A 25,374-nucleotide genomic window follows, 5' to 3' on the forward strand; every position below is an offset into this window, starting at 1 on the left:
CGCGCCGGCGTGCCGATTATCGCCCCCATTTATCGATAGCCTTCCGCCTCGTCGGATTTCACGAAAGCCGTATTCCTTACTTTACATCCGCCGGGCACCGTGTATTTCTTACATATGCGACCCGGACGCGCGGCCGGACCGCATCGGCCCCTGCCCTTGCTGCACCGCAGTTCCCGGCCCGCGCGCTCCCGGACCCCGCCGCGTTGGCACAGCCTTCGCGTGCCCGGTCAGAATCGGCGCGCAGCGGCGCCACGGCCAAGGACCTGTGACGTGCGAATCTGCCAACTGAACCTGACCGATTCCCGAGCGGTGGACCCGGAAGCGCTCGCGCGCACCGCCACACTCGGTTTCGACCATGTATTGCTGGCCGGCTGGGCCATTCCCCATATCCGCCCCGACATCCTGGCAGCGACCTTTGCGGCGTGCCGGTCACATGGGCTGCTTCCCCTGCTCGATCTCGCCCTCGACCGCTTTCCGGCCGAGGCGGCAGGCATGCACGATGGCTGGGTCGACCATGCCCGCCCCGGCGGCAGCCCGGATGCCACGGACAGCCACCTGCCCGGCGTGCGGCTGCGCTGGTACGACGAGGGGCTCGCCCCCGCGCTGGTGGCCTGGTGGAGCGCCCAGATCCGCGAAGCGATCGATGCCGGCGCGGCCGGCTTCTGTTGCCGCGCCCCGTCTCGCGTGCCGGGCCGGCACTGGGCGGAGATCATCGAGACCGCCGGGCGGAGCAGTACTGACAGTACCGAGAACGGCGGCGAAGATCCCGTGTTCCTGGCCTTCACCCCCGGTACCAACCCGCAACAACTGGCCGACCTTGCCAAAGCGCCGTTCGACGGCGCGTTCTGCTCGCTCCCGTGGTGGGACTACCGCAGCGCGTGGCTGACCGAGGAGATGGCGCGCCTGCGCGACTTCGGCCGCGTGCTGGCCGCCCCCTCGCTGGCGCCCGACGGCACCGACGTGCTGGCCGCCCGCCGCGCGCTGTGGACCGCCGCCGCCATCGGCGACGGGCTGATGGTGCCGGCCGGCTTCGAGACCGGCGCCCATGGCAGCGCGCCCCTTGATACCGCCCCCGAGGCGCAGTCCGATGGCCATCCCGATGACATCGTCGATGCCCCCTACGACCTCACCCACGAGCTGATCCAGTGCAACGCCTGGCTGGCCGCGCGTGACCCGGCGCCGGCCGTCGCGGTCCGGCAGGTGAGCGGCCCGGACGCGCCGCTTACCGTGCTGGCCCGCCTGCCGCGCCACCTCGCCAATGGTTCGAACGGCGCCACCGGCCCCGCTGCGCTGATCGTGGTGCTGAACCCCTGCCCGATCGAGCCCGCCTCGTTCGGCGCGGACCGCGTGCTGAGCGCGCTGCCGCAGGCCGCCGCCACGTTGCAATCGGCCGATGGCGGCCCCGGCGGCACGCTGGACGCCGCCCACCAGCTCGACCCCAGCGCCACGATCACGCTGGCACCGGCCGATATCCGCCTCTATGACGCGCTGCCGGTCAGCGCGCAGGCCCGCGCGCGCCGCAATGGCAGCGGCAATGGCAATGGCAATCACCGCAAAGCCATCGACCGCGACCTGGCCACCGCCATGCAGGCGCCGCGCGTGGCCATCGAGAACCTGGCGCCCTCTGCCGACCACGGCCGCTTCGCCGTGCGCCGCACGGTGGGCGAGCGCGTGGAGGTCACCGCCGATATCTGGATGGACGGCCACGACAAGCTCGCCGCCGCCGTGCTGTGGCGCGCGCCCGGCGAGCAGGTCTGGCATGCCTCGCCGATGACCCCCGTCATCAACGACCGCTGGCGCGGCAGCTTCCCGATCGTGGCGCTGGGCCGCCACGAGTTCACGGTGGAAGCATGGCGCGATACCTTCGCGAGTTGGCTCGACGAGATCGGCAAGAAGCGCAAGGCCGGCGTGGACGTGACGCTGGAGATCGAGGAAGGCGCCCGGCTGGTGGCCGCCACGCTGGACACCCCCGAGGGCAGCGCCATCCCCGATGCCGGCGCCCTGCTGGCCGAACTGAAGGCCGCCGCCGGCGACGACGCCCTGCGGCTCGAAATCCTGCTCTCCCCGCGCACCGAAGCCGCCATGCACGCCGCCATGGACACCCCGGCCGGGCGCCCGTTCGTCAGCCGCTACCCCACGGCGATGCCGGTGGAGGCAGACCGCCTCGCCGCCCGCTTCGCGAGCTGGTACGAGCTGTTCCCGCGCTCGGAAAGCGGCGATGAAAATCGCCACGGCAACTTCGACGATGTGATCCGCCGGCTGCCGGCCATCCGTGCGATGGGCTTCGACGTGCTCTACTTTCCGCCGATCCACCCCATCGGCCAGGCCCACCGCAAGGGCCGCAACAACAGCCTCGAGGCCGAGCCGGGCGATGTGGGCAGCCCATACGCCATCGGCAGTGCCGAAGGCGGCCACGACGCCCTCCACCCGCAACTCGGCACGTTCGAGGACTTCCAGCGCCTGCGCCGCGCCGCCGCCGACCACGGCCTGGAACTGGCGCTCGACTTCGCCATCCAGTGCTCGCCGGACCACCCGTGGCTGCGCGAGCACCCCGAGTGGTTCTCGCACCGTCCGGACGGCTCGCTGCGCTACGCCGAGAATCCGCCCAAGAAGTACGAGGACATCGTCAACGTCGATTTCTACGCGGCCCCGCCCGGCGGCGAGCATCTCTGGCAGGCGCTGCGCGACGTGGTGATGTTCTGGGCCGACCAGGGCGTACGCATCTTCCGGGTGGATAACCCGCACACCAAGCCGCTGCCGTTCTGGGAGTGGATGATTGCCGACGTGCGCGCCAAGCACCCGGACACGCTGTTCTTGGCCGAAGCCTTCACGCGGCCCAAGATGATGGCGCGGCTGGCCAAACTCGGCTTCTCGCAGTCGTACACCTACTTCACCTGGCGCAACACCAAGGCCGAGCTGACCGAGTACATGACCGAGCTGACGCAGAGCCCGCTGCGCGAGTTCTATCGCCCGCACTTCTTCGTCAACACGCCGGACATCAACCCGTTCTTCCTGCACGACGGCGGACGCCCGGCGTTCCTGATCCGCGCGGCGCTGGCGGCGCTGCTCTCCGGGCTCTGGGGCATGTACAACGGCTTCGAGGTCTGCGAGGGCGCGCCGCTGGTGCTGAACGGCGTGGAACGCGAGGAATACCTCGACTCCGAGAAGTACCAGATCCGCGTGCGCGACTGGAACCAGCCCGGCAACATCGTGGCAGAGATCTCGCGGCTGAACCAGATCCGCGCCAGCCATCCGGCCCTGCAGGATCATCTGGGCGTGCGCTTCTACCACGCCAGCGACGACGCGGTGCTGTACTTCGCCCGCTACGTCCCGGCCGAGCCCGGGGGCCCTGCCGGAGGAACCAGCAGCGGCCCCACCTTCGGCAGCGACGTGCTGCTGGCCGCCATCAGCCTGGACCCGCGCGCGCCGCGCGAATCCACGATCGAACTGCCGCTGTGGGAGTGGGGCCTGCCCGACCACGGCGCCCTGCAGGCCGAAGAGCTGATGTCCGGCCGCCGCTTCACCTGGACCGGCAAGGCCCAGCGCATCCGCCTCAATCCGCATGAACTGCCGTTCGCCCTCTGGCACGTCCGGCCCCAACAACAAACCGGAGATACGGCATGAAGCGCGCATCCGACCGCGTCAGCGCCGCCCTGCTCAACGCCGACCCGCTCTGGTACAAGGACGCGGTCATCTATCAACTGCACATCAAGTCGTTCTATGACGCCAATGGCGATGGCGTCGGCGACTTCGCGGGGCTGCTGGCCAAGCTCGACTATCTGGTCAACCTCGGCGTGGACACCATCTGGCTGCTGCCGTTCTATCCCTCGCCGCGCCGTGACGATGGCTACGACATTGCCGACTACCGCAGCGTGCACCCCGACTACGGCACGCTGACCGAGGCGCGCCGCTTCGTGGCGGCAGCCCACGCGCGCGGGCTGCGCGTGATCACCGAACTGGTGATCAACCACACGTCCGACCAGCACCCGTGGTTCCAGCGCGCGCGCAAGGCCAAGCCCGGCTCGGCCGCCCGCAACTACTACGTGTGGTCCGACAACGACCAGTCCTACGCCGGCACGCGCATCATCTTCTGCGACACCGAGAAGTCGAACTGGAGCTGGGACGCCGAGGCCGGCGCCTACTTCTGGCACCGCTTCTACTCGCACCAGCCGGACCTGAACTTCGACAACCCGCAGGTGCTCAACGAGGTGCTGAGCGTGATGCGGTTCTGGCTCGACATCGGCATCGACGGCCTGCGGCTGGACGCCGTGCCCTATCTGGTGGAGCGCGAAGGCACGACCAACGAGAACCTGCCCGAGACGCACGAGGTCATCCGCAAGATCCGCAGCCACCTGGACGAGCGCTACGCCGGCCGCCTGCTGCTGGCCGAGGCCAATATGTGGCCGGAAGACGCCCAGCAGTACTTTGGCGGCGCCAGCGGCGGCGGCACGGCCGACACCACCGGCGCGGCCAGCCCGGACGGCGGCGTGGTCGGCGACGAATGCCACATGGCCTTCCACTTCCCGCTGATGCCGCGCATGTACATGGCCATCGCCCGGGAAGACCGCTTCCCGATCACCGACATCATGCGGCAGACCCCCGAGGTGCCGCCGAACTGCCAGTGGGCGATCTTCCTGCGCAACCACGACGAACTGACGCTGGAGATGGTCACCAGCAGCGAGCGGGACTACCTGTGGGAGGTCTACGCCTCCGACCGCCGCGCGCGCATCAACCTCGGCATCCGCCGCCGGCTGGCGCCGCTGATGGAGCGCGACCGCCGCCGCATCGAGCTGATGAACAGCCTGCTGTTCTCGATGCCCGGCACGCCGGTGATCTACTACGGCGACGAGATCGGCATGGGCGACAACATCCACCTCGGCGACCGCGATGGCGTGCGCACGCCGATGCAGTGGTCGCCGGACCGCAATGGCGGCTTCTCCCACGCCGACCCCGAGCGGCTGGTGCTGCCGCCGCTGCAGGGGCCGCTGTACGGCTACGAGGCCGTCAACGTGGAGGCCCAGAACCGCGACCCGCACTCGCTGCTGAACTGGATGCGCCGCATGCTGGCCCTGCGCCGGCAGCATCACGCCTTCGGGCGCGGCACGCTGCGCTTCCTGTTCCCCGGCAACCGCAAGGTGCTGGCCTATCTGCGCGAGTTCGATGGCGAGCACATCCTGTGCGTGGCCAACCTGTCCCGCGCGCCGCAGGCCGTGGAGCTGGACCTCTCGCAGTTCCAGGGTCGCGTGCCGGTGGAGATGCTTGGCGCCACGCCCTTCCCGGCCATCGGCCAGCTGACCTACCTGCTCACGCTGCCGCCGTATGGTTTCTACTGGTTTGTGTTGAGCGAGGACGCCCAGCCGCCTTCCTGGCACGTGGACGCCCCCGAGCAAATGGCCGATCAAATCACCCTGGTACTCCAGAACAACGCCGGACGCTCGGAACTGACCGAGTCCGCCCGCCGCGCGCTGACCACCGAAGTCCTGCCGATCTACCTCGCCCGCCGGCGCTGGTTCGCCTCCAAGGCGGACCGCATCGAGCGCGTGACCGTGACCTACGCATGGCCGATCGCCCGCGTCGGCAATAACGAGGAGGTCTTCCATTGCGAGGTCGAGGTGGCCCTGCCGGGCCGCACCGAGTGCTACCAGCTACCGGTGGCGCTGCTGTGGGACCGCGAGAACACCGAAGGCATGCCGCAACTGATGCACGGCCTGTCCATGGCGCGCGTGCGCCGGGGCAGCCGCGTGGGCGTGGCCACCGATGGCTTCGTGGTGGAGGCCTACGCCCGCGCCGTGGTCAAGGCCATGCGCGACGGCACCGAGGCACCGACCACGCACGGCGTGATCCGCTTCCTGCCCGAGCCAGGGCTGGCCGGGGTGACGCTGGAAGACCAGCCCGTGCAGTGGATGTCCGCCGAACAGTCCAACAGCTCACTCGCTTACGGCAACAACGGCGTGCTCAAGCTGGTGCGCCGGGTGGCGGGCGGCATCCATCCGGAAGCCGAGATGACGCGCTACCTGACCAGCCAAGGCTACGCACACTCCGCGCCGCTGCTGGGCGAGGTGGTGCGCACCGGCGCCGATGGCACGCCGCACACGCTGATGCTGCTGCAGGGCTACATCCTCAATCAGGGCGATGGCTGGGACTGGACGCTCGACTACCTGAGCCGCCTGATCGACGACGCCATGCCGTCCGAAGACGCCGACGGCGAGTTCGTCGAAGCCATGGCCGGCTATTCGACCATGGTCGGCACGCTGGGCCGCCGTCTGGCCGAGTTGCACGCGGTGCTGGCCCGGCCCAGCGACGAGGCCGCCTTCTCGCCCGAACCCGCCACCGAGGCGCAGGCCGGCGAATGGGCCGAGGAAGCGCTGAAGTCCCTCAACGAAGCGCTCGATCTGCTTGAAGCCCGCCGCCAGAACGCCACCGGCGCCTTCGCCACCGATATCGAGACGCTGGTCGCCGCGCGCGGCAAGCTGCCCAAGCTGGTGGCACGCCTGGCGCAGGCCGCCCCGGGCAGCCTCCAGACCCGCATCCACGGCGATTTCCACTTCGGGCAGGTGCTGATCGCCCAGAGCGACACCTATATCGTCGATTTCGAAGGCGAACCGCGCCAGCCGCTGGCCTTCCGCCGGCGCAAGACCTCGCCGCTGCGCGATGTGGCGGGGCTGCTGCGCTCGCTCGACTATGCGGCGGCCACGGTCGGCACGGACCGGCAGGAGCGCACCCACGCCACGCTGCCGCCCGCGCTGGCGGAGCGCCGCGCCGCGCTGCTGGAGCGCTTCCGCAGCGCCGCCAGCCAGGCCTTCCTGAACTGCTACCAGCAGTCGATGCAGGCCGCGCCGCAGCAATGGGCCGAGCCGGGACAGATGGCGCAATTGCTCGACCTGTTCCTGCTTGAGCGCGCCGCCTATGAAGTGGGCTATGAGGCCGCCAACCGCGTGGCATGGATCGACCTGCCCACGAGCGGGCTGGCCCGGCTCGTCCGCAAGCTGCTGGGAGCCAACGATGGCACGAACTAATAGCGCCACGATGGAACGCACCCCGACGCTGCCCGATGCCGTGATCGACGCGCTGCTGCAGGGCCGGCTGGCCGACCCGTTCGGCGTGCTCGGCCCCCACCGGGACGACCACGGCGTGGTGGTGCGCGCCATCGCACCGGGCGCGGAATCGGTCTCGCTGGCTGACCGGGCGGGCAAACCCATCGCGCCGATGACCGCGCTGCACCCCGGCGGCGTGTTCGCCGGCCGCCTGCCCGGCACGGAGCCCCCACAACCGGGCGACTACCGCCTGCTGATCCGCTGGCCGGACGGCAACGAGCAATGCAGCGCCGACCCCTACGCCTTCGGCCTGCTGCTGGGCGATCTGGACCTGCACCTGCTCAACGAAGGCCGCCACCTCGAACTCGGCCAGTGCCTCGGCGCGCAATGCCTGACCGTCGATGGCGAAGCCGGCGTGCGCTTCGCGGTGTGGGCGCCCAACGCCCAGCGCGTATCGGTCATCGCCGACTTCAACGGCTGGAACCCGGTGCGCCACCCCATGCGCCTGCGCCACGGCGCCGGCATCTGGGAAGTGTTCATCCCGGAGGCGCTCGGCGCCCACGGCGGCAGCCGCTATAAGTACGACATCATCGGCGCGCAGGGCCACGCCCTGCCGGACAAGGCGGACCCGGTGGCGCTGGCCACCGAGCCGCCGCCCGCCACGGCCTCCGTGGTGGCCTGCCGCGGCCACGGCGCCCCGCCATTCCAGTGGAACGACCAGGCGTGGATGGAGAAGCGCGCCAGCGCCGATCCGTATGCCACGCCGATGTCCGTCTACGAACTCCACGCGATGTCCTGGCAGCGCGCCGCCAACGACACCGCGCACGGCTGGGAGATCCTGGCCGACCGGCTGGTGCCCTATATCCGCGACCTTGGCTTCACGCATATCGAGCTGCTGCCGATCACCGAGCACCCGTTCGGCGGCTCCTGGGGCTACCAGCCGCTGTCGCTGTTCGCGCCCACCTCGCGACTCGGCCCGCCGGACCAGTTCGCCGCCTTCGTCGATCGCTGCCATCAGGCCGACATCGGCGTGATCCTCGACTGGGTGCCCGCGCACTTCCCCACCGACCCGCACGGGCTGGCCGAGTTCGACGGCACGGCGCTCTACGAGCACCAGGACCCGCGCGAGGGCTTCCATCAGGACTGGAACACACTGATCTACAACCTCGGCCGCAACGAGGTGCGCGGCTTCCTGCTGGCGGGGGCGGTGCACTGGCTCGAACAGTTCCATGCCGATGCGCTGCGCGTGGACGCCGTGGCGTCCATGCTCTACCGCGACTACAGCCGCGAGCCGGGCCAGTGGGTGCCCAACCGCTTCGGCGGGCGCGAGAACCTGGAGGCCGTGGCCTTCCTGCGCGACCTGAACACCATCGTCCACGAGCGCTGCCCCGGCGCACTGACCATCGCCGAGGAATCCACGGCGTGGCCCGGCGTGACGGCCAGCGTGGCGTCCGGCGGGCTCGGCTTCGACTTCAAGTGGAATATGGGCTGGATGCACGACTCGCTGCGCTACCTGAGCCAGAACCCGATCCACCGCCCCTGGCATCACAACGAGTTGACCTTCGGGCTGGTCTACGCATGGTCGGAAGCCTTCGTGCTGCCGCTTTCGCACGATGAAGTGGTACACGGCAAGGGGTCGATGATCGGCAAGGCGCCCGGGGACGACTGGCAGCGCTTTGCCAACCTGCGCGCCTACTACGGCTTCATGTGGACGCATCCCGGCAAGAAGCTGCTGTTCATGGGCGGCGAATTCGCCCAATGGCGCGAGTGGAACCACGACGAGGAACTCGACTGGCCGCTGCTGGACCAGCCGCTACACCGTGGCGTGCACTCGCTGGTGCGCGACCTGAACCGGCTGTACCGCGAGCTGCCGGCCCTCCACGCCATGGATCACCGGCCCGAGGGCTTCCAGTGGATTGTCGGCGACGATCACCAGAACAGCGTCTTCGCCTACCTGCGCCGCGCCGCGCCAGACAGCCAGGAGGTGGCGCTGGTGGTCGTCAACATGACCCCGGTGCCGCGCGAGGGCTACCGCCTCGGCGTGCCGTTCGCGGGCGACTGGGAGGAATGCCTGAATACCGATGCCGGCTACTACGGCGGCAGCAACCTCGGTAATGGCGGCCGGGTGGAGGCGTCCCACGCGGCGTCCCACGGCCAGCCGGCCTCGGTCACGCTGACCCTGCCGCCGCTGGCTACGCTGGTCCTGCGCTACCGCCCGCCCCGTTGACACCCCGCTGACACCCTCTGAAAGCTGTCATCACGAGCCACCCAGAATAACCAGAAGAAAGGAGCCATGCACATGGCGATTGCCACGATCGACCGTCTGCTGCCCGGCAAGCCCTACCCCCTTGGCGCGCATTGGGACGGCCTGGGCGTCAACTTCGCAGTCTTCTCCGCCAATGCCACGCGCATCGAGCTGTGCCTGTTCTCCGCCAACGGCCGCAGGGAGATCCACCGCCTGCCGCTGCCCGAATGCACCGACGAGGTCTGGCACGGCTACCTGCCGCTGGCCCAGCCCGGCGCGCTGTACGGCTACCGCGCCTACGGCCCCTACGAGCCGACCCGGGGCCACCGCTTCAACCCCCACAAGCTGCTGCTGGACCCCTACGCGCGGCTGCTGAACGGCCCGGCGCGCTGGTCGGACGCGCTGTTCGGCTACCGGCTCAACAGCCCGCGCGCGGACCTCACGCCCGACCGCCGCGACAGCGCGCCGATGATGCCGAAGGCCGTGGTCGTCGACGAAAGCTTCCACTGGGGCGAAGACCGCCGGCTGGACCGCCCGTGGCCGGAAACCTCGATCTACGAGGTGCACGTGCGCGGCGCCTCCATGCAGCGCGAAGACCTGCTGCCGCACCATCGCGGCACCTTCGCCGCGCTGGCCGATCCGCGTTTCGTCGATCACCTGCACCGGCTCGGCGTGACGGCGGTGGAGCTGCTGCCGATCCACGCCTTCCTGCAGGACCGCTTCCTCGTGGAGCGCGGCCTGCGCAACTACTGGGGCTACAACACGCTGGCGTTCTTCGCGCCGGAGCCGCTCTACCTGTCCGCCAACGAGCTGCACGAGGCCAAGGTGGCCATCCGCCGGCTCCACGCGGCCGGCATCGAGGTCATTCTCGACGTGGTCTACAACCACACCTGCGAAGGCAACGAGCTGGGGCCGACCATGTCCTGGCGCGGGCTGGACAACGCCAGCTACTACCGGCTGATTCCGGGCGACGAGCGCCACTACATCAACGACACCGGCTGCGGCAATACGCTGAACCTCTCGCACCCGCGCGTGCTGCAGATGGTGATGGACTCGCTGCGCTACTGGGTGGAGGCCTTCCACGTGGATGGTTTCCGCTTCGACCTCGGCAGCACGCTGGGCCGCGAGGCCACCGGCTTCGACCCCGGCGCGGGCTTCTTCGACGCCCTCCTCCAGGACCCGGTGCTGTCGCGCGTGAAGCTGATCTCGGAGCCGTGGGACCTCGGCCCCGGCGGCTATCAGGTAGGCAACCATCCGCCCGGCTTTGCCGAATGGAACGACAAGTTCCGCGACAACGTGCGCCGCTTCTGGCGTGGCGATGCCGGCCAGCGCGGCGAACTGGCCGCGCGGCTCACCGGCTCGGCGGACCTGTTCGACCGCCGCCACCGCAAGCCGTGGGCCAGCGTCAACTTCATCACCGCGCACGATGGCTTCACGCTGGCCGACCTCGTCAGCTACAGCAGCAAGCACAACGAGGCCAACGGCGAGGACAACCGCGACGGCAACGACGACAACGCCAGCGCCAACTGGAGCCCGGACGGCAGCGTGGAAGGCCCCACCGACGACGAGCAGATCCTCGAAACCCGTGGCCGCGTGGCCCGGGCGATGATGGCCACGCTGCTGCTCTCCCAGGGCACGCCGATGCTCACCGCCGGCGACGAATGGGGCCGCAGCCAGCAGGGCAACAACAACGCCTACTGCCAGGACAGCCCGCTCTCGTGGCTGAACTGGGAGGATGCCGCCAACCCCGCCAACGCGCCGATGATGGCCTGCGTGAGCCAGTTGCTGGCGCTGCGCCGACAGGTACCGATGCTGACCGAGAACCGCTTCGTGCACGGCCGCTCGCGCCCGGCGCCGGGCGTGCCGGACATTGCGTGGTTCGGGGCCGATGGCAACGAGCTGTCGCCCGAGCAGTGGGCCAATGGCGAAGATCGCACACTGGCGCTGCGCCGCGCCACGCCCGGCAACGGCGAGGACGAGGTGGCGGTGATGCTGCTGTGCCTGAACGCCGGCAACGACGACGTCACCTTCCGCGCGCCGGCCCCAGGCGAGGACTGGCGCGTGCTGTTCGACAGCGCCGCGCCGGATGCCGGCGAAAGCCCGCTTGCGAACGGCGACGACGGCCAGCCCGGCTACACCGTGGTGGCCCACAGCGTGGCGCTACTGCTGGCCAGCGTGCCAAGGGTTCGCAATGAAGACGTCCGCAAAGAGGAACCCCCGCGATGAGCCACGACACCGACGCCCTGCAGCGGCTGGCCGAACGCGCCGGCCTGCAGACCCAGTGGCGCGATGCCTGGGGCCGGCCCCAGGCCCTTACCGAGGACGCCCTGCACGCGGTGCTGGCCGCGCTCGACCTGCCCTGCGACACGCCCGGCGCCTGTGAATCCTCGCTCGCGCGGCTCGCCGCCGACGACGCATCCCACCCGCTGCCGCCGCTGCTCACGGCTGATCAGGGCCAGCCCGTGACCGTGCGGTGGGCGCACACGCTGGCGCAGCGCCCCTATCGGCTCGAACTGGAGGATGGCCGCGTGATCGAGGGCATCGCCCAGCGCAATGCGGACGGGCTGATGGAAATCCCGCCGGTCGCGGACTGGGGCTACCACCGCCTGCTGCTCGGCGATCTGTCCACCACGCTGGCCGTGGCGCCGCCGCGCTGCTACGGCGTGGCCGATGCACTGTCTGCCAACCCATCCGCCAACCCGCGCGCGGTACATGCGAGCAAGCCGTGGGGGCTCTCCGTGCAGCTCTACGGCCTGCGCCGGGGTGCACCCACCGGGCTGGGCGATCTCACCACGCTGGCCCTGACCTGCGAGGCGGCCGCGCGCGAAGGCGCCGACGCCGTCGCCATCAACCCGCTCCACGCCGGCTTTGCGGCGCTGCCGGCGCGCTACAGCCCCTACGCGCCGTCGAGCCGGATCTTCCACAACGCGCTCTACGCCGACCCCGCCGCCGTGTTCGGGCAGGACGCGGTCGATCAGGGCATCGCGGCGTTGAACATCGGCCACCGGCTGGCCGCCGCCGAGGCGCGCGACGAAATCGACTGGCCCACGCTGTCCGTGGCACGCCATGCGCTGCTGCGCTGGCTGTGGGACCGCCATGACACCCTGCTCAGCACGGACGCCCAACAGGCCTTCGCCGCCTTCCGCGCGCGCGGCGGCAGCGGGCTGCTGGCCCATGCCTGCTTCGAGGCCATCCAGGCCAGCCTGCTGGCGCAGGCGAGCAATGACGGGGATGACGCGCGGCGACAAGCGGCATCCGACTGGCGCCAATGGCCGGTCACCCTGCGCTCGCCAGACAGTTCGGCGGTGGCCGCCTTCGAGACCCAGTTTCCGCAGGAGATCGGCTATCACGCCTTCCTGCAATGGCTGGCCGCGCACGGGCTGGACACCGCGCAGCACCGCGCGCGCGCCGCCGGCATGGCCGTGGGACTGATCGCCGACCTCGCCGTGGGCACCGACCCCGGCGGCAGCCACGCGTGGATGCGCCAGACCGAGATCCTCAACGGCTTCCACGCCGGCGCGCCGCCAGACGTCTACAACCCGCTCGGGCAGGACTGGGGCGTGGCGGTGTTCTCGCCGCGCGGCCTGCGCCGCAACGGCTACGCCGCCTTTATCGAGATGCTGCGCGCCAACCTCGCCCATGCCGGCGGGCTGCGCATCGACCACGTGCTGGGGCTGGCGCGGATGTGGCTGGTGCCGGCCGGCGCGCCGGCCACGGCGGGCGCCTACCTGACCTATCCGCTGGATGATCTGCTGCGGCTGGTGGCGATCGAGTCGTGGCGGCAGCGGGCCATCATCATCGGCGAGAACCTCGGCACGGTGCCGGAGACGCTCAACACGGCACTGGCCGCGCGCGGCGTGATGGGCATCGACGTGCTGTGGTTCGAACGCCAGCCGGCGGACGACGATGCTGCCGAAGACACCGACACCCCCGCCCCGTTCCTGCCGCCCGAGCAATGGCCCGCGCAGGCGGTAGCCACCACCACCACGCACGACCTGCCGACCATCGTCGGCTGGTGGGCCGGCCACGACATCGCCTGGCGCGCGCGGCTGCATCAACTGGGCGAGGGGGAGACCGAAGCCGGCCTGATGGCGCTGCGCGCCGCCGAGCGCACGGCGTTGTGGCAGGCGATGTGTGCGGGCGGGGTGGTCGATGGTGCCGAGCCCGACGCGGCGTCCGCCCCCGTGGAAGCGGTGCTGCGCTGGCTGGCCCGCGCGCGGACCCCGCTACGGCTGGTGCCCGTGGAAGACCTGCTGGGCGCCGCCGAGCAGCCCAACCTGCCCGGCACGGTGACCGGGCACCCCAACTGGCAGCGCCGGCTCGACGTCGACGTCCGCGAGCTCTTCGATCATGCGGACGTGCGCACGCGTGTGGCGGCGGTGCGGGGAGATGGTTGAGATGGGCGTGGTCGGTAGGGGCGGACCCGTGACATCACCCCGCCCCATCCCCCGCCAGCGCCCGGCACAGCGTCTCGATCGACAGCGGCTTGACGAGGTGCTCATCGAAGCCGGCCGCCAGTGTGCGCTTGCGGTCGTGCGACGTGCCGCGCCCGGTCAGGGCGAAGATGCGCGGGCCGGTGCCATCGGCATTGGCGGTGTTGGCCGGATCGGGCCGCAGCACCGCCAGCACCTCGAAGCCGTTCATGTCCGGCATTTCCAGGTCGAGCAGCACCACGTCCGGGGCGAAGCTGGCCACCAGTTCCAGCGCCTGCATGCCGCTGTAGGCCGGCCGGGCGTCGTGGCCGAGCACGGTCAGCAGTTCGGCCATGCTGTCGGCGGAGTCGGCGCTGTCATCCACGATCAGGATGCGCAGCCCGGTGCAATCGGTGGCCGTCGCCCGTGGCACGGTGGCGCCGTCCATTTCCACCTCCGGCAGGATCACGGTGAAGGTGCTGCCGCGCCCCGGCCCGCCGCTGCTGGCCTGGATGGCGCCGCCATGTGCTTCCACCACGGCGCGCGCCAGCGCCAGGCCGATGCCGAGCCCGCCGCGCTCGCCATCGTCGCCCTCCTGCGCGAACAGGTTGAAGATGCGGTCGAGCGCCTCCGGCGCGATGCCCTTGCCCGAGTCGCCAATCGCCGTGATCACGTTGCCACCCTCGGTGGTCACGTGGATCGAGACGGCGCCGCCACGCGGCGTGTACTTGGTGGCGTTGCTCAGCAGGTTCGAGAGCACCTGCCCCAGCCGCCCGGCATCGGCATTGACGAAGACCGGGCCAGCGGGCAGCGTGAGCGAGAGGCTCTGCCCCGCCGCGTCCAGCGCGGGCCGGATGGCCTCCACGGCCGACGTGACGATGTCGTTGACCATCGTCGGCACCGGCTGCACCTTGAGCTTGCCCGTGGTGACGCGGCCCACGTCCATCAAATCGGCGACCAGCCGCGTCAGCAGTTGCAGCTGGCGGCCGATGATTTCGGCGCAGTGGCGGATGCGCGTGTCGGTCGAGGGCGTCAGGCGGATCACATCCACGGCATTGCGGATGGGCGCCAGCGGATTGCGCAGCTCGTGGGCCAGGATGGCGAGGAAGGCCTGCACGCGCCGGCCGGCGCCCTCCAGTTCCTCGAGCCGGGCCATGTCAGACATATCGCGCGCCGTCCACAGGATGCCGACCGGGCAGCCGCCGGCATCGCGCAGCAGCGCCTGCCGGATATGGCAGCGCACCAGCATGCCGTCCTGCCGCTGCAGGCGCGCCTCGCCGGTCCACTGGCCGTTGGTGCGCACCTCGCCCAGCGTGGCGAGGTCATGGCCGCTGGCCACGTCCTGGCGGGAATACAGCAGCGAGACCGGCCGGCCCACCGCCGCCTCCGGGCTGTAGCCGAACAGCGCCGTCGCGCCGGCATTCCAGACGCGGATCTCGCCATCGAACCCGAGTTCGCAGACTGCCTGCTCGTGCAGCGTGTCGAGCAGTTGCTGGTGGCGCGCCTCCACCTCCCGGGCGCGTTCCTCGGCGGCGTAGCGGATGGTGATGTCGCGGTAGACCACCGCGAAGCCGTCCGGGGCGCCATCGGCGTAGTTGATGGCCTGGATCACCACGGCGGCGTAGAACGCGGTGCCGTCGCGGCGCACGCGCCAGCCGCGTTCCTCGGCCCGGCCCAGCGTACGGGCGGTGTCCAGCAGGCGCGCGGGCTCGCCGGACTGGATCGATTCGGGGGTGTGGAAGCGGGCGAGCTGGCAGCCGGTCACCTCGTCGGCGGTGTAGAGCAAGGCACGTTCGGCGGCCTCGGACCACGTGCGCACGCAGCCCTCGGGCGTGAGGTCGAAGATGGCGACGTCATCCAGCGCGGCGAGCCAGGCACTCGTGCGCGGAGCAAGGGGCGCCGTGTCATGCATGGCGCCTGCGGCGGCACGGGCCCCCTCACCCATGGATGCGAGGCCCGGCATCTGCCGATCCGGCATAGGAACTCCCTCTCTTATGGCGCAGTCGCGGCTATTCTTGGAAGCCAACCTGGAGGGACCGGGGGATGGCGGTTATCCCGGCCCGTAGGTGGGAGCACGATTTGGGAGCACGACTCCCGCCGGCGTGAGCACCGGCGCTTTCATCATAGACGGTGCTCACGCCCGCGCCATGGACAAGGTGAGGGCGCCGCCGGGGGTGAACCAGACGGCGCCGCCGGGGGTCTGTCGATAATGAACCGTTTCAGTAATTCTCGACGGGCGGCTCGTCCGATTCGCTGTTGTGCCGCTTCACGGAAGGCGGCACCGGATGCTTGTCGGGCAGGTTGCGCGCGGGCTGGTCTCCCTTCTCCTTGTTGTGGTCGGGACACTGGTCGGGCCGGCGGTCTGGCCGGCGCGCGGGATCATGCGGAATATGGTTCGACATGCTGGGGGCCTCGTCGTCGCAGGGAGTGGGTGGAACACCCATGGGTAGGACACCCACAGGTAGACACCCCCGACAAGGCAGCAGTTTCCATACCAGCCAGCTTTCTCAGCTTTTCAGGAGCCAAGTGATGAACGAAGCATCCCGGCTGCGGCCAGCCCCTTCCGGCCCTTCTGGTCCCTCTGGTCCCTCTCCCGCGGCCGAACACTCGGACGACACCCGGACGTCGATGTCCAGCGCCACCATCCGGCGGGCCTTTCTCGATCACGTGTTCTACACCCAGGGCATGGTGCCCAGCCACGCCAGCGGCAACGACCTCTACCAGGCGCTCGCCCACACCGTGCGCGACCGCCTGGTGCAGCGCTGGATCAGCACCGCCGAGGCCTACCAGAGCCAGCCGTCGCGCACGGTGGCCTACCTGTCCGCCGAATTCCTGATGGGGCCGCACCTCGGCAACAACCTCGTCAACCTCGGCATCGCGGACGAAGTGCGCGCCGCCATGGCCGCGCTCAACCTGGACCTCGACCATATCCTCGCGCAGGAGGAGGAGCCCGGCCTCGGCAACGGCGGCCTGGGGCGACTGGCGGCCTGCTTCATGGATTCGCTCGCCACGCTGGAGATTCCGGCGCTGGGCTACGGCATCCGCTACGAGTACGGCATCTTCCACCAGAGCATCATCGACGGCATGCAGGTGGAGAGCACCGACACGTGGCTGCGCAACGGCAATCCGTGGGAGATCCAGCGCTCCGAATGGGCGGTGGAGGTGCGGCTGGGCGGCCATACCGAGCACTACACCGACGACCGCGGCCGCTACCGCGTGCGCTGGGTGCCGGCCAAGATGGTGGTGGGGGTGCCGTTCGACTCGCCGATCCTCGGCTACCGCGTCAACACGGTCAACACACTGCGGCTGTGGCGCGCGGAAGCCACCGAGGCGTTCGACTTCCACACCTTCAACCGGGGCGATTATCTCGGCGCGGTGAACAAGAAAGTGACGTCGGAGAACCTCACCAAGGTGCTCTACCCCAACGACGAGACCCAGCAGGGCAAGGAGTTGCGGCTGGAGCAGCAGTACTTCTTCGTGTCCTGCTCGCTGCAGGACATGCTGCGCCTGCTGGCCACGCAGGGCCTGCCGGTCACGCGCTTCCACGAGAAGTTCACGGTGCAGCTCAACGACACCCACCCGGCGGTGGGCATTGCCGAACTGATGCGGCTGCTGATCGACGACCATGACCTGGCCTGGGACGAAGCCTGGCACATCACCCGCCGCGCCTTCGCCTACACCAACCACACCCTGCTGCCGGAGGCGCTGGAGCAATGGCCGCTGCCGCTGTTCCAGCGCATCCTGCCGCGCCACCTGGAAATCATCTACGAGATCAACGCGCGCTTCCTGGACGAGGTGCGCATCCGCTTCTATGGCGATGAATCGCGGCTGGCGCGGCTCTCGCTGATCAGCGAGCACGGCGAGCGGCACGTCCGCATGGCCCATCTGGCGTGCGTCGGCAGTCACACCATCAACGGGGTGGCGGAGCTGCACTCCCGGCTGATGCGCGAGGACGTGCTCAAGGACCTCTACGAGATGTGGCCGGAGAAGTTCACCAGCATCACCAACGGCGTCACGCCGCGCCGCTGGCTGGCGCTGGCCAACCCCCGGCTGACGCGGCTGGTCAGCGAAGCCATCGGCGACGGCTGGATCAAGGACCTCGACCAGATCCAGGCGCTGGAGCCGTACGCCGACGACCCCGCCTTCCGGGAACGCTGGCAGGCCGTGCGGCGCGAGAACAAGCAGGACCTGGCTCGCCTCGTGCGCGACACCACCGGCGTGGTGGTGGACCCGGACTCGATGTTCGACGTGATGGTCAAGCGCATCCACGAGTACAAGCGCCAGCACCTGGCCGTGCTCCATATCATCGCGCTCTACCACCGCATCAAGTCCGATCCGCACGCGGACGTGCAGCCGCGCACCTTCCTGTTCGCCGGCAAGGCCGCGCCCGGCTACCACTACGCCAAGCTGATGATCCGCTTCGTCACCTCGGTGGCGGGCGTGGTCAACCGCGACCCGCAGGTGCGAGACCGCCTGAAGGTGGTGTTCCTGCCCAACTTCAACGTCACCCACGGCCAGAAGATCTACCCCGCCGCCGACCTCTCCGAGCAGATCTCGCTGGCCGGCAAGGAGGCCTCCGGCACCGGCAACATGAAGTTCGCGATGAACGGCGCCATCACCATCGGCACCATGGATGGCGCCAATATCGAGCTGCGCGACGCCATCGGCGCCGACAACTTCTTCCCGTTCGGCCTCAACGCGTCCGAGGTCTACGCGCTCAAGGCCGCCGGCTACCACCCCTCCACCTACTACGACAGCAGCCCCGAGCTGCGCGCGGTGGTGGACCTGATCCAGCACGGCTTCTTCTCGAAGGGCGACGCCGCCGTGTTCCGCCCGCTGTTCGACGGCCTGCTCCAGCACGACCCCTACCTGCTGATGGCCGACTTCGCCTCCTACCTGCACTGCCAGCAGCAGGTCTCGGCCGCCTACGTCGACAACGAGCGCTGGCAACGCATGTCCGTGCTCTCCAGCGCGCGCTCGGGGCGGTTCTCGTCCGACCGGGCGATCGAGCAGTACTGCCAGCGCGTCTGGCGCGCACGGGCGGTGCCGGTGTGCCTGCTGCACCGGTCCAGCGGGCAGGTGCAAGGCGCCCGTCTTGCGGAGGCCGAAGGCATCGACACCTTCAGCGAGCGCTGCGGGGGCAGTGGATCGTAAATGTTGTCGATGGCTCTTCGACGGCAGCAGGCGCGGTAGTTTCTACAACCGGGCGGGCACCTTATACACAACCCCGCCCTGCCGGGCCGCCGCCGTCCCCACCAGCCACGACGCGGCGCGCCGGTCACGCAGTGCAGCATGCTGGCACGGAGTTCGCATTGCTGAAGCCGCGCGATTTTCTGCGCCCCTTCGCACCCCGGGTTGTTCGCTCGCCATCCGCCGCCTTCCGGCCCCAGCGGATCGGCGCTCCCGTGCGCGGTGGCGCAATGCGCAGGCAAGCCAAGAGGAACGAACCCGGTGCGATGGCGGCAGGCAAGCCGCCCGCGCGTTCGTTTCCAACCGACCTGGAAGCGGAGTCTCATCTTGAACGCGAACATCCTGTTTGTGGCGGCAGAGGCGCACCCCCTGGCAAAGACCGGCGGGCTGGCGGATGTGGTGGGCGGACTGGCGCAGGCGCTGCATCAGCGCGGCGCCGATGTCACGATCCTGATGCCCGGTTATCCCCGGGCCATGGCGGCGGCGAAGCAGTTGCGCAGCCTCGGCGCGATCCGGCTGCCGATGGCGCTGCCGCCCGGCCACAGCCCGGCGCGGCTGCTGGAAGGCCAGACGCCCGATAGCGGCGTGCGCGTGGTGCTGCTGGACTGCCCCTCGCTCTATGACCGGCCCGGCTCGCTCTATGTAGACGCCACCGGGCGCGACTTCTGCGACAACGCCCAGCGATTCGCCGCACTGGCCCACGCCGCCACGCTCATCGCCGCCGGCGAGACCCCGCTGCCGGCGCCGCAACTGGTCCACGCGCACGACTGGCATGCGGCGCTCACGCCACTGCTGATGCGCGCGCGCGGCCTGCCGGTGCCCACGGTGGCCACCATCCACAACCTCGCCTTCCAGGGCGTGTTTCCGATGGAGCGCGCCGCCGCGCTGGGCCTGCCGCCGGCCTGCCTGACGCCGGATGGCATCGAGTTCTGGGGCAAGGTCAATTTCCTGAAGGCCGGTATCCGCTACGCGGACCGCGTGACCACGGTGAGCCACACCTATGCGCGCGAGATCCTCACCGAACCCTTCGGCCATGGGCTGGACGGCCTGCTGCGCCACCGCGCCGAGGTGCTCGGCGCCATTCCCAATGGCGTGGACACGGACGCGTGGTCGCCCCGCGCCGACCGCCTGCTGCCGCAGCGCTACGACGCCCGCGACCTCGCCGGCAAGCGCGCCTGCAAGGCCGCGCTGCAGGCGCGCCACGGCCTGGCGCAGGCGCCGGACCGGCCCCTGATCGCCATGGGCAGCCGGCTCACCCACCAGAAAATGGCCGATGTGGCCGTGCTGGCGATGGAGGCCGCGCTGCGCCGCCATGACCTTGTGCAGTTCGCGGTGCTCGGCTGCGGCGATCCGGCGCTGGAGGCGGCCTATCGCGCGCTCGGCGCCCGCCACCCGGACCGCGTGGGCGTGTCCATCGGCTATCGCGAGGAAGACGCCCACCTGCTCCACGCCGGCGCGGACGCCCTGCTGCACGGCAGCCGCTTCGAGCCGTTCGGCCTGACCCCGGTCTACGCCATGCGCTACGGCACAGTGCCCATCGTCTCCCGCGTGGGCGGCATGGCTGACACCGTGCGCGATGTGGGCGAGGATGCCTTGCCTGCTCCCCGCGCCACCGGCATCGTGTTCGATGGCGATTCGGTCGAAACGATGGGCGCCGCCATCACGCGCGCACTAGACTGGTTCCACCGCCCCCGCCACTGGCGCGCGATGCAGCGTGCCGGCATGCAGACGGAGTTCGGCTGGGAAGGTCCGGCGCAACAGTATCTGGCGATGTACCGCGCGCTGGCGCCGGCCCTCGCCCATGTTCCCGCCGCAGTATCCGCCCCGCTGCCGGATGCCGTGGCGGCCCCCGCCGCGCGTCCGTCGCGCGCCCCTCGTCCCGCCCTGCCCACGCCCGCCGTGGAACCGGTCACACCGGGCCTGCCGGCCTGAAGGTAGCGCACCATGATGTATGCCATGCCCGCGCCCGGTACCGGCGCCAGGCCCGTGCCCCCGGTTCCGCAATGGCAGACGCTCGGCGCGGACACGCGCCTGTTGCCATGTGACGATGAAAGCGCCGAATCCTACCGCTTCGGCCCGGTGCGGCTGGCTGATGGCCGCGTGCGCTTCCGCCTCTGGGCGCCGGACGCCGCCGCGGAGGACCAGCCCGTGCGGCTCGAAGTGGCCGGCATGGCGCCGGTGATGATGGCGCCCACCGAGCACGGCTGGTACGAAGCCGTGACCGCCTGCTGCGACGGCGCGCGCTACTGGTTCCGGCTCGACGACGGCACCATCGTGCCGGACCCCGCCTCCCGGCTTCAGGCCGAGGACGTGCACGGCGCCAGCGTGCTGTGCCAGCCGGCCGAGCCGTTCGCGTGGCACCACACCGAATGGCGCGGGCGCCCCTGGCACGAGGCCGTGATCTATGAAATGCACGTGGGGCTGGCCGGCGGCTACGCCGGCGCCACCGCGCAACTGCACCGGCTGGCCGCGCTGGGCTTCACCGCCATCGAACTGATGCCGCTGGCCGAGTTTCCCGGCGCGCGCAACTGGGGCTATGACGGCGTGCTGCCGTTCGCGCCCGAGCGCAGCTATGGCACGCCGGACGACCTGCGCACGCTGGTCGACACCGCGCACGGGCTGGGCATGATGGTGCTGCTCGATGTGGTCTACAACCACTTCGGCCCCGAGGGCAACTATCTGCACCGCTACGCCAGCGGCTTTTTCCGCGACGACCGCCAGACCCCGTGGGGGCCGGCCATCGATTTCCGGCGCCCCGAGGTGCGGCGCTTCTTTGGCGAGAGCGCGCGCTACTGGCTGGAATCGTTCCGCTTCGACGGCCTGCGGCTGGACGCCGTCCACGCCATCGAGGACGAAGGCTGGCTGCCGCAACTGGCGCACGACCTGCGCCATTGCCTGCCGGGCCGCCATCTGCACCTGGTGCTGGAGAACGACCACAACGACGCCGCGCTGCTGGCCGCCGGCTACGACGCCCAGTGGAACGACGACGCCCACCACGCGCTGCACGTGCTGCTGACCGGCGAGCATGACGGCTACTACAGGGAGTACCACGCCGGCCTGCCCGAGACCGTGGCTGCCGACGCAAGTACGGCGCCCATCCACCACCTCGCCCGGGTGCTGGCCGAAGGCTTCGCGTGGCAGGGCGAGGTATCGCCCCATCGCTCCGGCGACGAGAACGGCCCGCTGCAGGGCCGCGAGGTGCGGCGCGGCCAGCCCAGCGCCCAACTGCCGCCGACAGCCTTCGTCACCTTCCTCCAGAACCACGACCAGACCGGCAACCGCGCCTTCGGCGAGCGGCTGGCCAGCCTGGCGGAGCCGGACGCACTGCGCGCCGCCGTGGCGCTGCAACTGCTCTGCCCACAGATCCCGCTCGTCTTCATGGGCGAGGAGCACGGCGCGCGCTCGCCGTTCCTGTACTTCACCGATCACCCGCCCGAACTGGCGCAGGCCGTGCGCGATGGCCGCCGGCGCGAGTTCGCGGCGTCCGAAGCCTTCCGCGACGACACCCGCTCGGCGCAGATCGCCGATCCCAACGCGCCGGAGACCTTCGAGGCGTCCCGCCCGATCTGCGATGACACCGACGGCTATTGCCGCGCGTGGCACCACTACTACGGCGAGTTGCTGTCGATCCGCCGCAACGAGCTGATGCCGCGCCTGCGCAACGCCCGCGCCGAGGGCGTGACCGTGCTGGGCGACAAGGCCCTCGTGGCGCGCTGGCGGCTGGGCGACGGCAGCCGGCTGTCGATCTGGCTCAATCTGGGCGAGGAACCCGTGGTGGTCGACTGTGACGGCGGCGCGATGATCCACGCCAGCCAGCCCGGCGCCATCGCCACGCTGGCCGCCGGCACGCTCCCCGAACACTGCTGCGTGACCTGCCTGCAACATCCATGAGCGATCTCGACCACGCCGGCGTGCCGCGCGCCACCGCGCGCCTCCAGCTGCACGCCGGGTTCACCTTTGCCGATGCCGAGGCGCTGGTGCCCTATTACGCCGGGCTGGGCGTCAGCCACCTGTATCTGTCGCCGGTCACCACGGCGCGCCCCGGCTCCACGCACGGCTACGACGTCACCGACTTCACACAGGTCAACCCGGAACTGGGCGGCGAAGATGGCCTGCTGGCGCTGGCCACGCGCGCCCGCGCGGCGGGGCTGGGCCTGGTGGTGGACATCGTGCCCAACCACATGGCCGCCGATGCCACGCACAACGGCTGGTGGCGCGACGTGCTCGCACACGGCCAGCGCAGCGCCCATGCGCAATATTTCGACATCGACTGGCAGCCCGCCGACCCCGCGCTGCATGGCAAGGTGCTGCTGCCGATCCTCGGCGATCCGTACTGGGACACGCTGACCTCGGGCGCGCTCAAGCTGGAGCGCCCGCCCGGCGGCCCGGCCACGCTGCGCTACGGCGACCACAGCCTGCCGCTGGCCGAGCCCATGCTCGACATGGCCGCGCCGGGCACCCCGGAAGCCCTGCACGCGCTGCTGGAGCGCCAGCACTACCGGCTGGCGTGGTGGCGCACTGGCGCCGCCGAACTGACCTGGCGGCGCTTTTTCGAGATCACCGAGCTGGTTGGCGTGAGGGAGGAAAACGCGGACGTGTTCGAGGCCGTCCACGCGCTGGCCTTCCGCCTCTATGCCGAAGGCTGGGTGGACGGGCTGCGCGTCGATCATGTCGATGGGCTGGCCGACCCCGCTGGCTACTGCCGGCAGCTTCGCGCCCGGCTGGACATGCTGCGCCCCGGCCGCCCCGCCGAGGGGGCCCGCGCGCACCCGTGGATCGTGGTGGAGAAAATCCTCGGCGAGGATGAACCGCTGCCGGCCGACTGGGGCGTGGACGGCACCACCGGCTACGACTTCATGGACGAGGTGGCCGCCGTACTCCACGACGCCAGCGGCGAAGGCGCGCTGAACATGCTCTGGATGCGCATCAGCGGCGACAGCCGGCCCTACCCCGACTATGTGAAGTCGGCCCGCCACCGCGTGATCGCCCGGCATCTCGTGGCCGAGATCGACGCGGTCTGCACGCGCCTGCACGCGCTGGCGCGGTCGGTGCCGGCCACGCGCGACCTCACCGCCCACGCGCTGCGCCACGCGCTGACCGCCTTCCTCGCGGCGGTGCCGGTGTATCGGAGCTACTACACCGGCGTGGCCGGCGAGCCAGCCTTCGACGACGCGATGGTCGCCACCGCTGCCGGGCAGGCGCGCACCCACCTCGCCCCGGACGAGGCGGCGGCGCTCGACTTCCTCCTGGGCTGCCTGCAAAGCGATGCCGCAGCCGACACCCCGGCCGGCACCATCCGCACCCGGCTGCAACAGGTCATGCCAGCGCTGGCGGCCAAATCCACGGAAGACACCGCCTTCTATCGCTACGGCCGGCTGCTGTCCCGTAACGAAGTCGGCAGTTTTCCCGGCACGCTGGCGCTGGCGCCGGAACGGTTCCACGCGCGCATGGCGCACCGGCAGGCGCACTGGCCGCACGCCATGCTGGCCGTGGCCACGCACGACCACAAGCGCGGCGAGGATGCCCGCATGCGGCTGGCGGTACTGAGCGAGGTCGCCGAGCCATGGGCCGAGGCCGTGGCCGGCTGGGAAGCGCAGATCGGGCCGCTGCTGGTGGCCTCCCCCAAGGGGCCGGATGGCACCGATCGGGCGATGCTTTACCAGACGCTGCTGGGCGCCTGGCCGGCGGAGGCCGGCGCGCTGGCGAGCGAGGACGCCCAGCGCGATTTCATCGAGCGGATTCTGGCGTGGCAGCGCAAGGCCATCCGCGAAGCCAAGCGCCACGGGAGCTGGACCCATCCCGACGAGGCCTACGAGGCAGCCTGCGAAGCGTTCCTCGCCGCGTTGGGGTCTGGTGGCGAAGACAGCGTGCTGGAGCAGATCGGCCGCTTCGCGGACCGGATCGGCCCGGCCTCCGCGCTCAACAGCCTCGCCCAGACCCTGCTCGCGCTGACGGCGCCCGGCGTGCCGGACCGCTATCAAGGCAACGAGGGCTGGGACTTCAGCCTCGTCGATCCGGACAACCGGCGCCCGCCGGACTACGCGCAGCTTCAGGCGCGGTTGGACTGCCGGGCTGGCTGGGCCCAGTGGCTGGCGCGCTGGCGCGACGGCCGCATCAAGCAGCAGGTGATCCGATCGGTGCTGGCGTACCGGGCCGAACAGCCGGCGCTGTTCAGCCGGGGCGAATACACGGCGCGGGCGGCCATCGGCAAGCTGGCGCCGCAGGTGCTGGCGTTCTCGCGTCGCTGCGGGCCGGTGGAAGCGATGATCATCGTGACGCGGCTGGCCGCCGCCCATGTGGACCCGGCGCTACCCCGCATTCCGCCGCATTGCTGGGGCGACACCGCGCTGCATGCCGAGGGGGATTGGGTCGATGTGCTGACCGGCCACGCGGTGCCGTCCCACGCGGGTTATGTGCGCGTGAAGGACGCGCTGGCCAGCCTGCCGGTGGCGCTGCTGGTGCGGGCTTGAATCGACAACCGGCCCGCACCCTC

Annotated in this window: 11 protein-coding genes; 9 read left to right on the forward strand and 2 right to left on the reverse strand. The window is 70.4% G+C overall.

The window, feature by feature from the left end; genetic code table 11:
• Positions 1 to 270: 270 nt before the first annotated feature.
• The 5 genes from AC1DP9_RS12480 (at position 271) to malQ (ending at position 13,676) form a co-directional block, all read left to right on the forward strand.
• Positions 271 to 3,624: a maltotransferase domain-containing protein gene (locus AC1DP9_RS12480; protein ID WP_477107510.1), complete on the forward strand. Its 3,354-nt coding sequence runs from the start codon at positions 271 to 273 to the stop codon at positions 3,622 to 3,624.
• Entirely contained in the window at positions 3,621 to 7,016 is a 3,396-nt protein-coding gene (treS, locus tag AC1DP9_RS12485) for a maltose alpha-D-glucosyltransferase (RefSeq protein WP_441592560.1), read from the forward strand. Before AC1DP9_RS12480 ends, treS begins: the two co-directional genes overlap by 4 nt.
• A complete protein-coding gene (gene glgB, locus AC1DP9_RS12490) occupies positions 7,003 to 9,261 on the forward strand; it encodes a 1,4-alpha-glucan branching protein GlgB (protein WP_477107511.1) in 2,259 nt (752 codons plus the stop codon). The genes treS and glgB overlap by 14 nt, the downstream gene beginning before the upstream one ends.
• Positions 9,262 to 9,333: 72 nt before the next feature.
• On the forward strand, positions 9,334 to 11,505 hold the full coding sequence (gene glgX / locus AC1DP9_RS12495) for a glycogen debranching protein GlgX (RefSeq protein ID WP_092301400.1): 2,172 nt from the start codon (positions 9,334 to 9,336) through the stop codon (positions 11,503 to 11,505).
• Positions 11,502 to 13,676 carry a 4-alpha-glucanotransferase gene (gene malQ / locus AC1DP9_RS12500; RefSeq protein ID WP_477107512.1) on the forward strand — a complete coding sequence of 725 codons (2,175 nt, stop codon included), beginning with the start codon at positions 11,502 to 11,504 and terminating at the stop codon, positions 13,674 to 13,676. Before glgX ends, malQ begins: the two co-directional genes overlap by 4 nt.
• 34 nt (positions 13,677 to 13,710) lie before the next feature.
• Here malQ and AC1DP9_RS12505 read toward each other — a convergent pair whose 3' ends face one another.
• Complete coding sequence (locus AC1DP9_RS12505; RefSeq protein WP_477107513.1) at positions 13,711 to 15,603, reverse strand: hybrid sensor histidine kinase/response regulator; 1,893 nt, start codon at positions 15,601 to 15,603, stop codon at positions 13,711 to 13,713.
• Positions 15,604 to 15,910: 307 nt separating this feature from the next.
• On the reverse strand, positions 15,911 to 16,093 hold the full coding sequence (locus AC1DP9_RS12510; RefSeq protein WP_092301406.1) for a hypothetical protein: 183 nt from the start codon (positions 16,091 to 16,093) through the stop codon (positions 15,911 to 15,913).
• A 226-nt stretch (positions 16,094 to 16,319) separates the two neighbouring features.
• On the opposite strand from AC1DP9_RS12510, the gene AC1DP9_RS12515 reads away from it, so the two are divergent.
• The 4 genes from AC1DP9_RS12515 to treY all read left to right on the forward strand — a co-directional run bounded on the left by AC1DP9_RS12515 (position 16,320) and on the right by treY (position 25,351).
• Entirely contained in the window at positions 16,320 to 18,845 is a 2,526-nt protein-coding gene (locus tag AC1DP9_RS12515; protein WP_092301409.1) for a glycogen/starch/alpha-glucan phosphorylase, read from the forward strand.
• A 363-nt stretch (positions 18,846 to 19,208) separates the two neighbouring features.
• Positions 19,209 to 20,813 carry a glycogen synthase GlgA gene (gene glgA / locus AC1DP9_RS12520; protein WP_477107514.1) on the forward strand — a complete coding sequence of 535 codons (1,605 nt, stop codon included), beginning with the start codon at positions 19,209 to 19,211 and terminating at the stop codon, positions 20,811 to 20,813.
• A 15-nt stretch (positions 20,814 to 20,828) separates the two neighbouring features.
• Positions 20,829 to 22,772: a malto-oligosyltrehalose trehalohydrolase gene (gene treZ, locus AC1DP9_RS12525; protein WP_477107658.1), complete on the forward strand. Its 1,944-nt coding sequence runs from the start codon at positions 20,829 to 20,831 to the stop codon at positions 22,770 to 22,772.
• A complete protein-coding gene (gene treY / locus AC1DP9_RS12530; protein WP_477107515.1) occupies positions 22,769 to 25,351 on the forward strand; it encodes a malto-oligosyltrehalose synthase in 2,583 nt (860 codons plus the stop codon). The genes treZ and treY overlap by 4 nt, the downstream gene beginning before the upstream one ends.
• Positions 25,352 to 25,374 lie beyond the last annotated feature (23 nt).

It is taken from the genome of Cupriavidus sp. 01L43 (assembly GCF_056399925.1).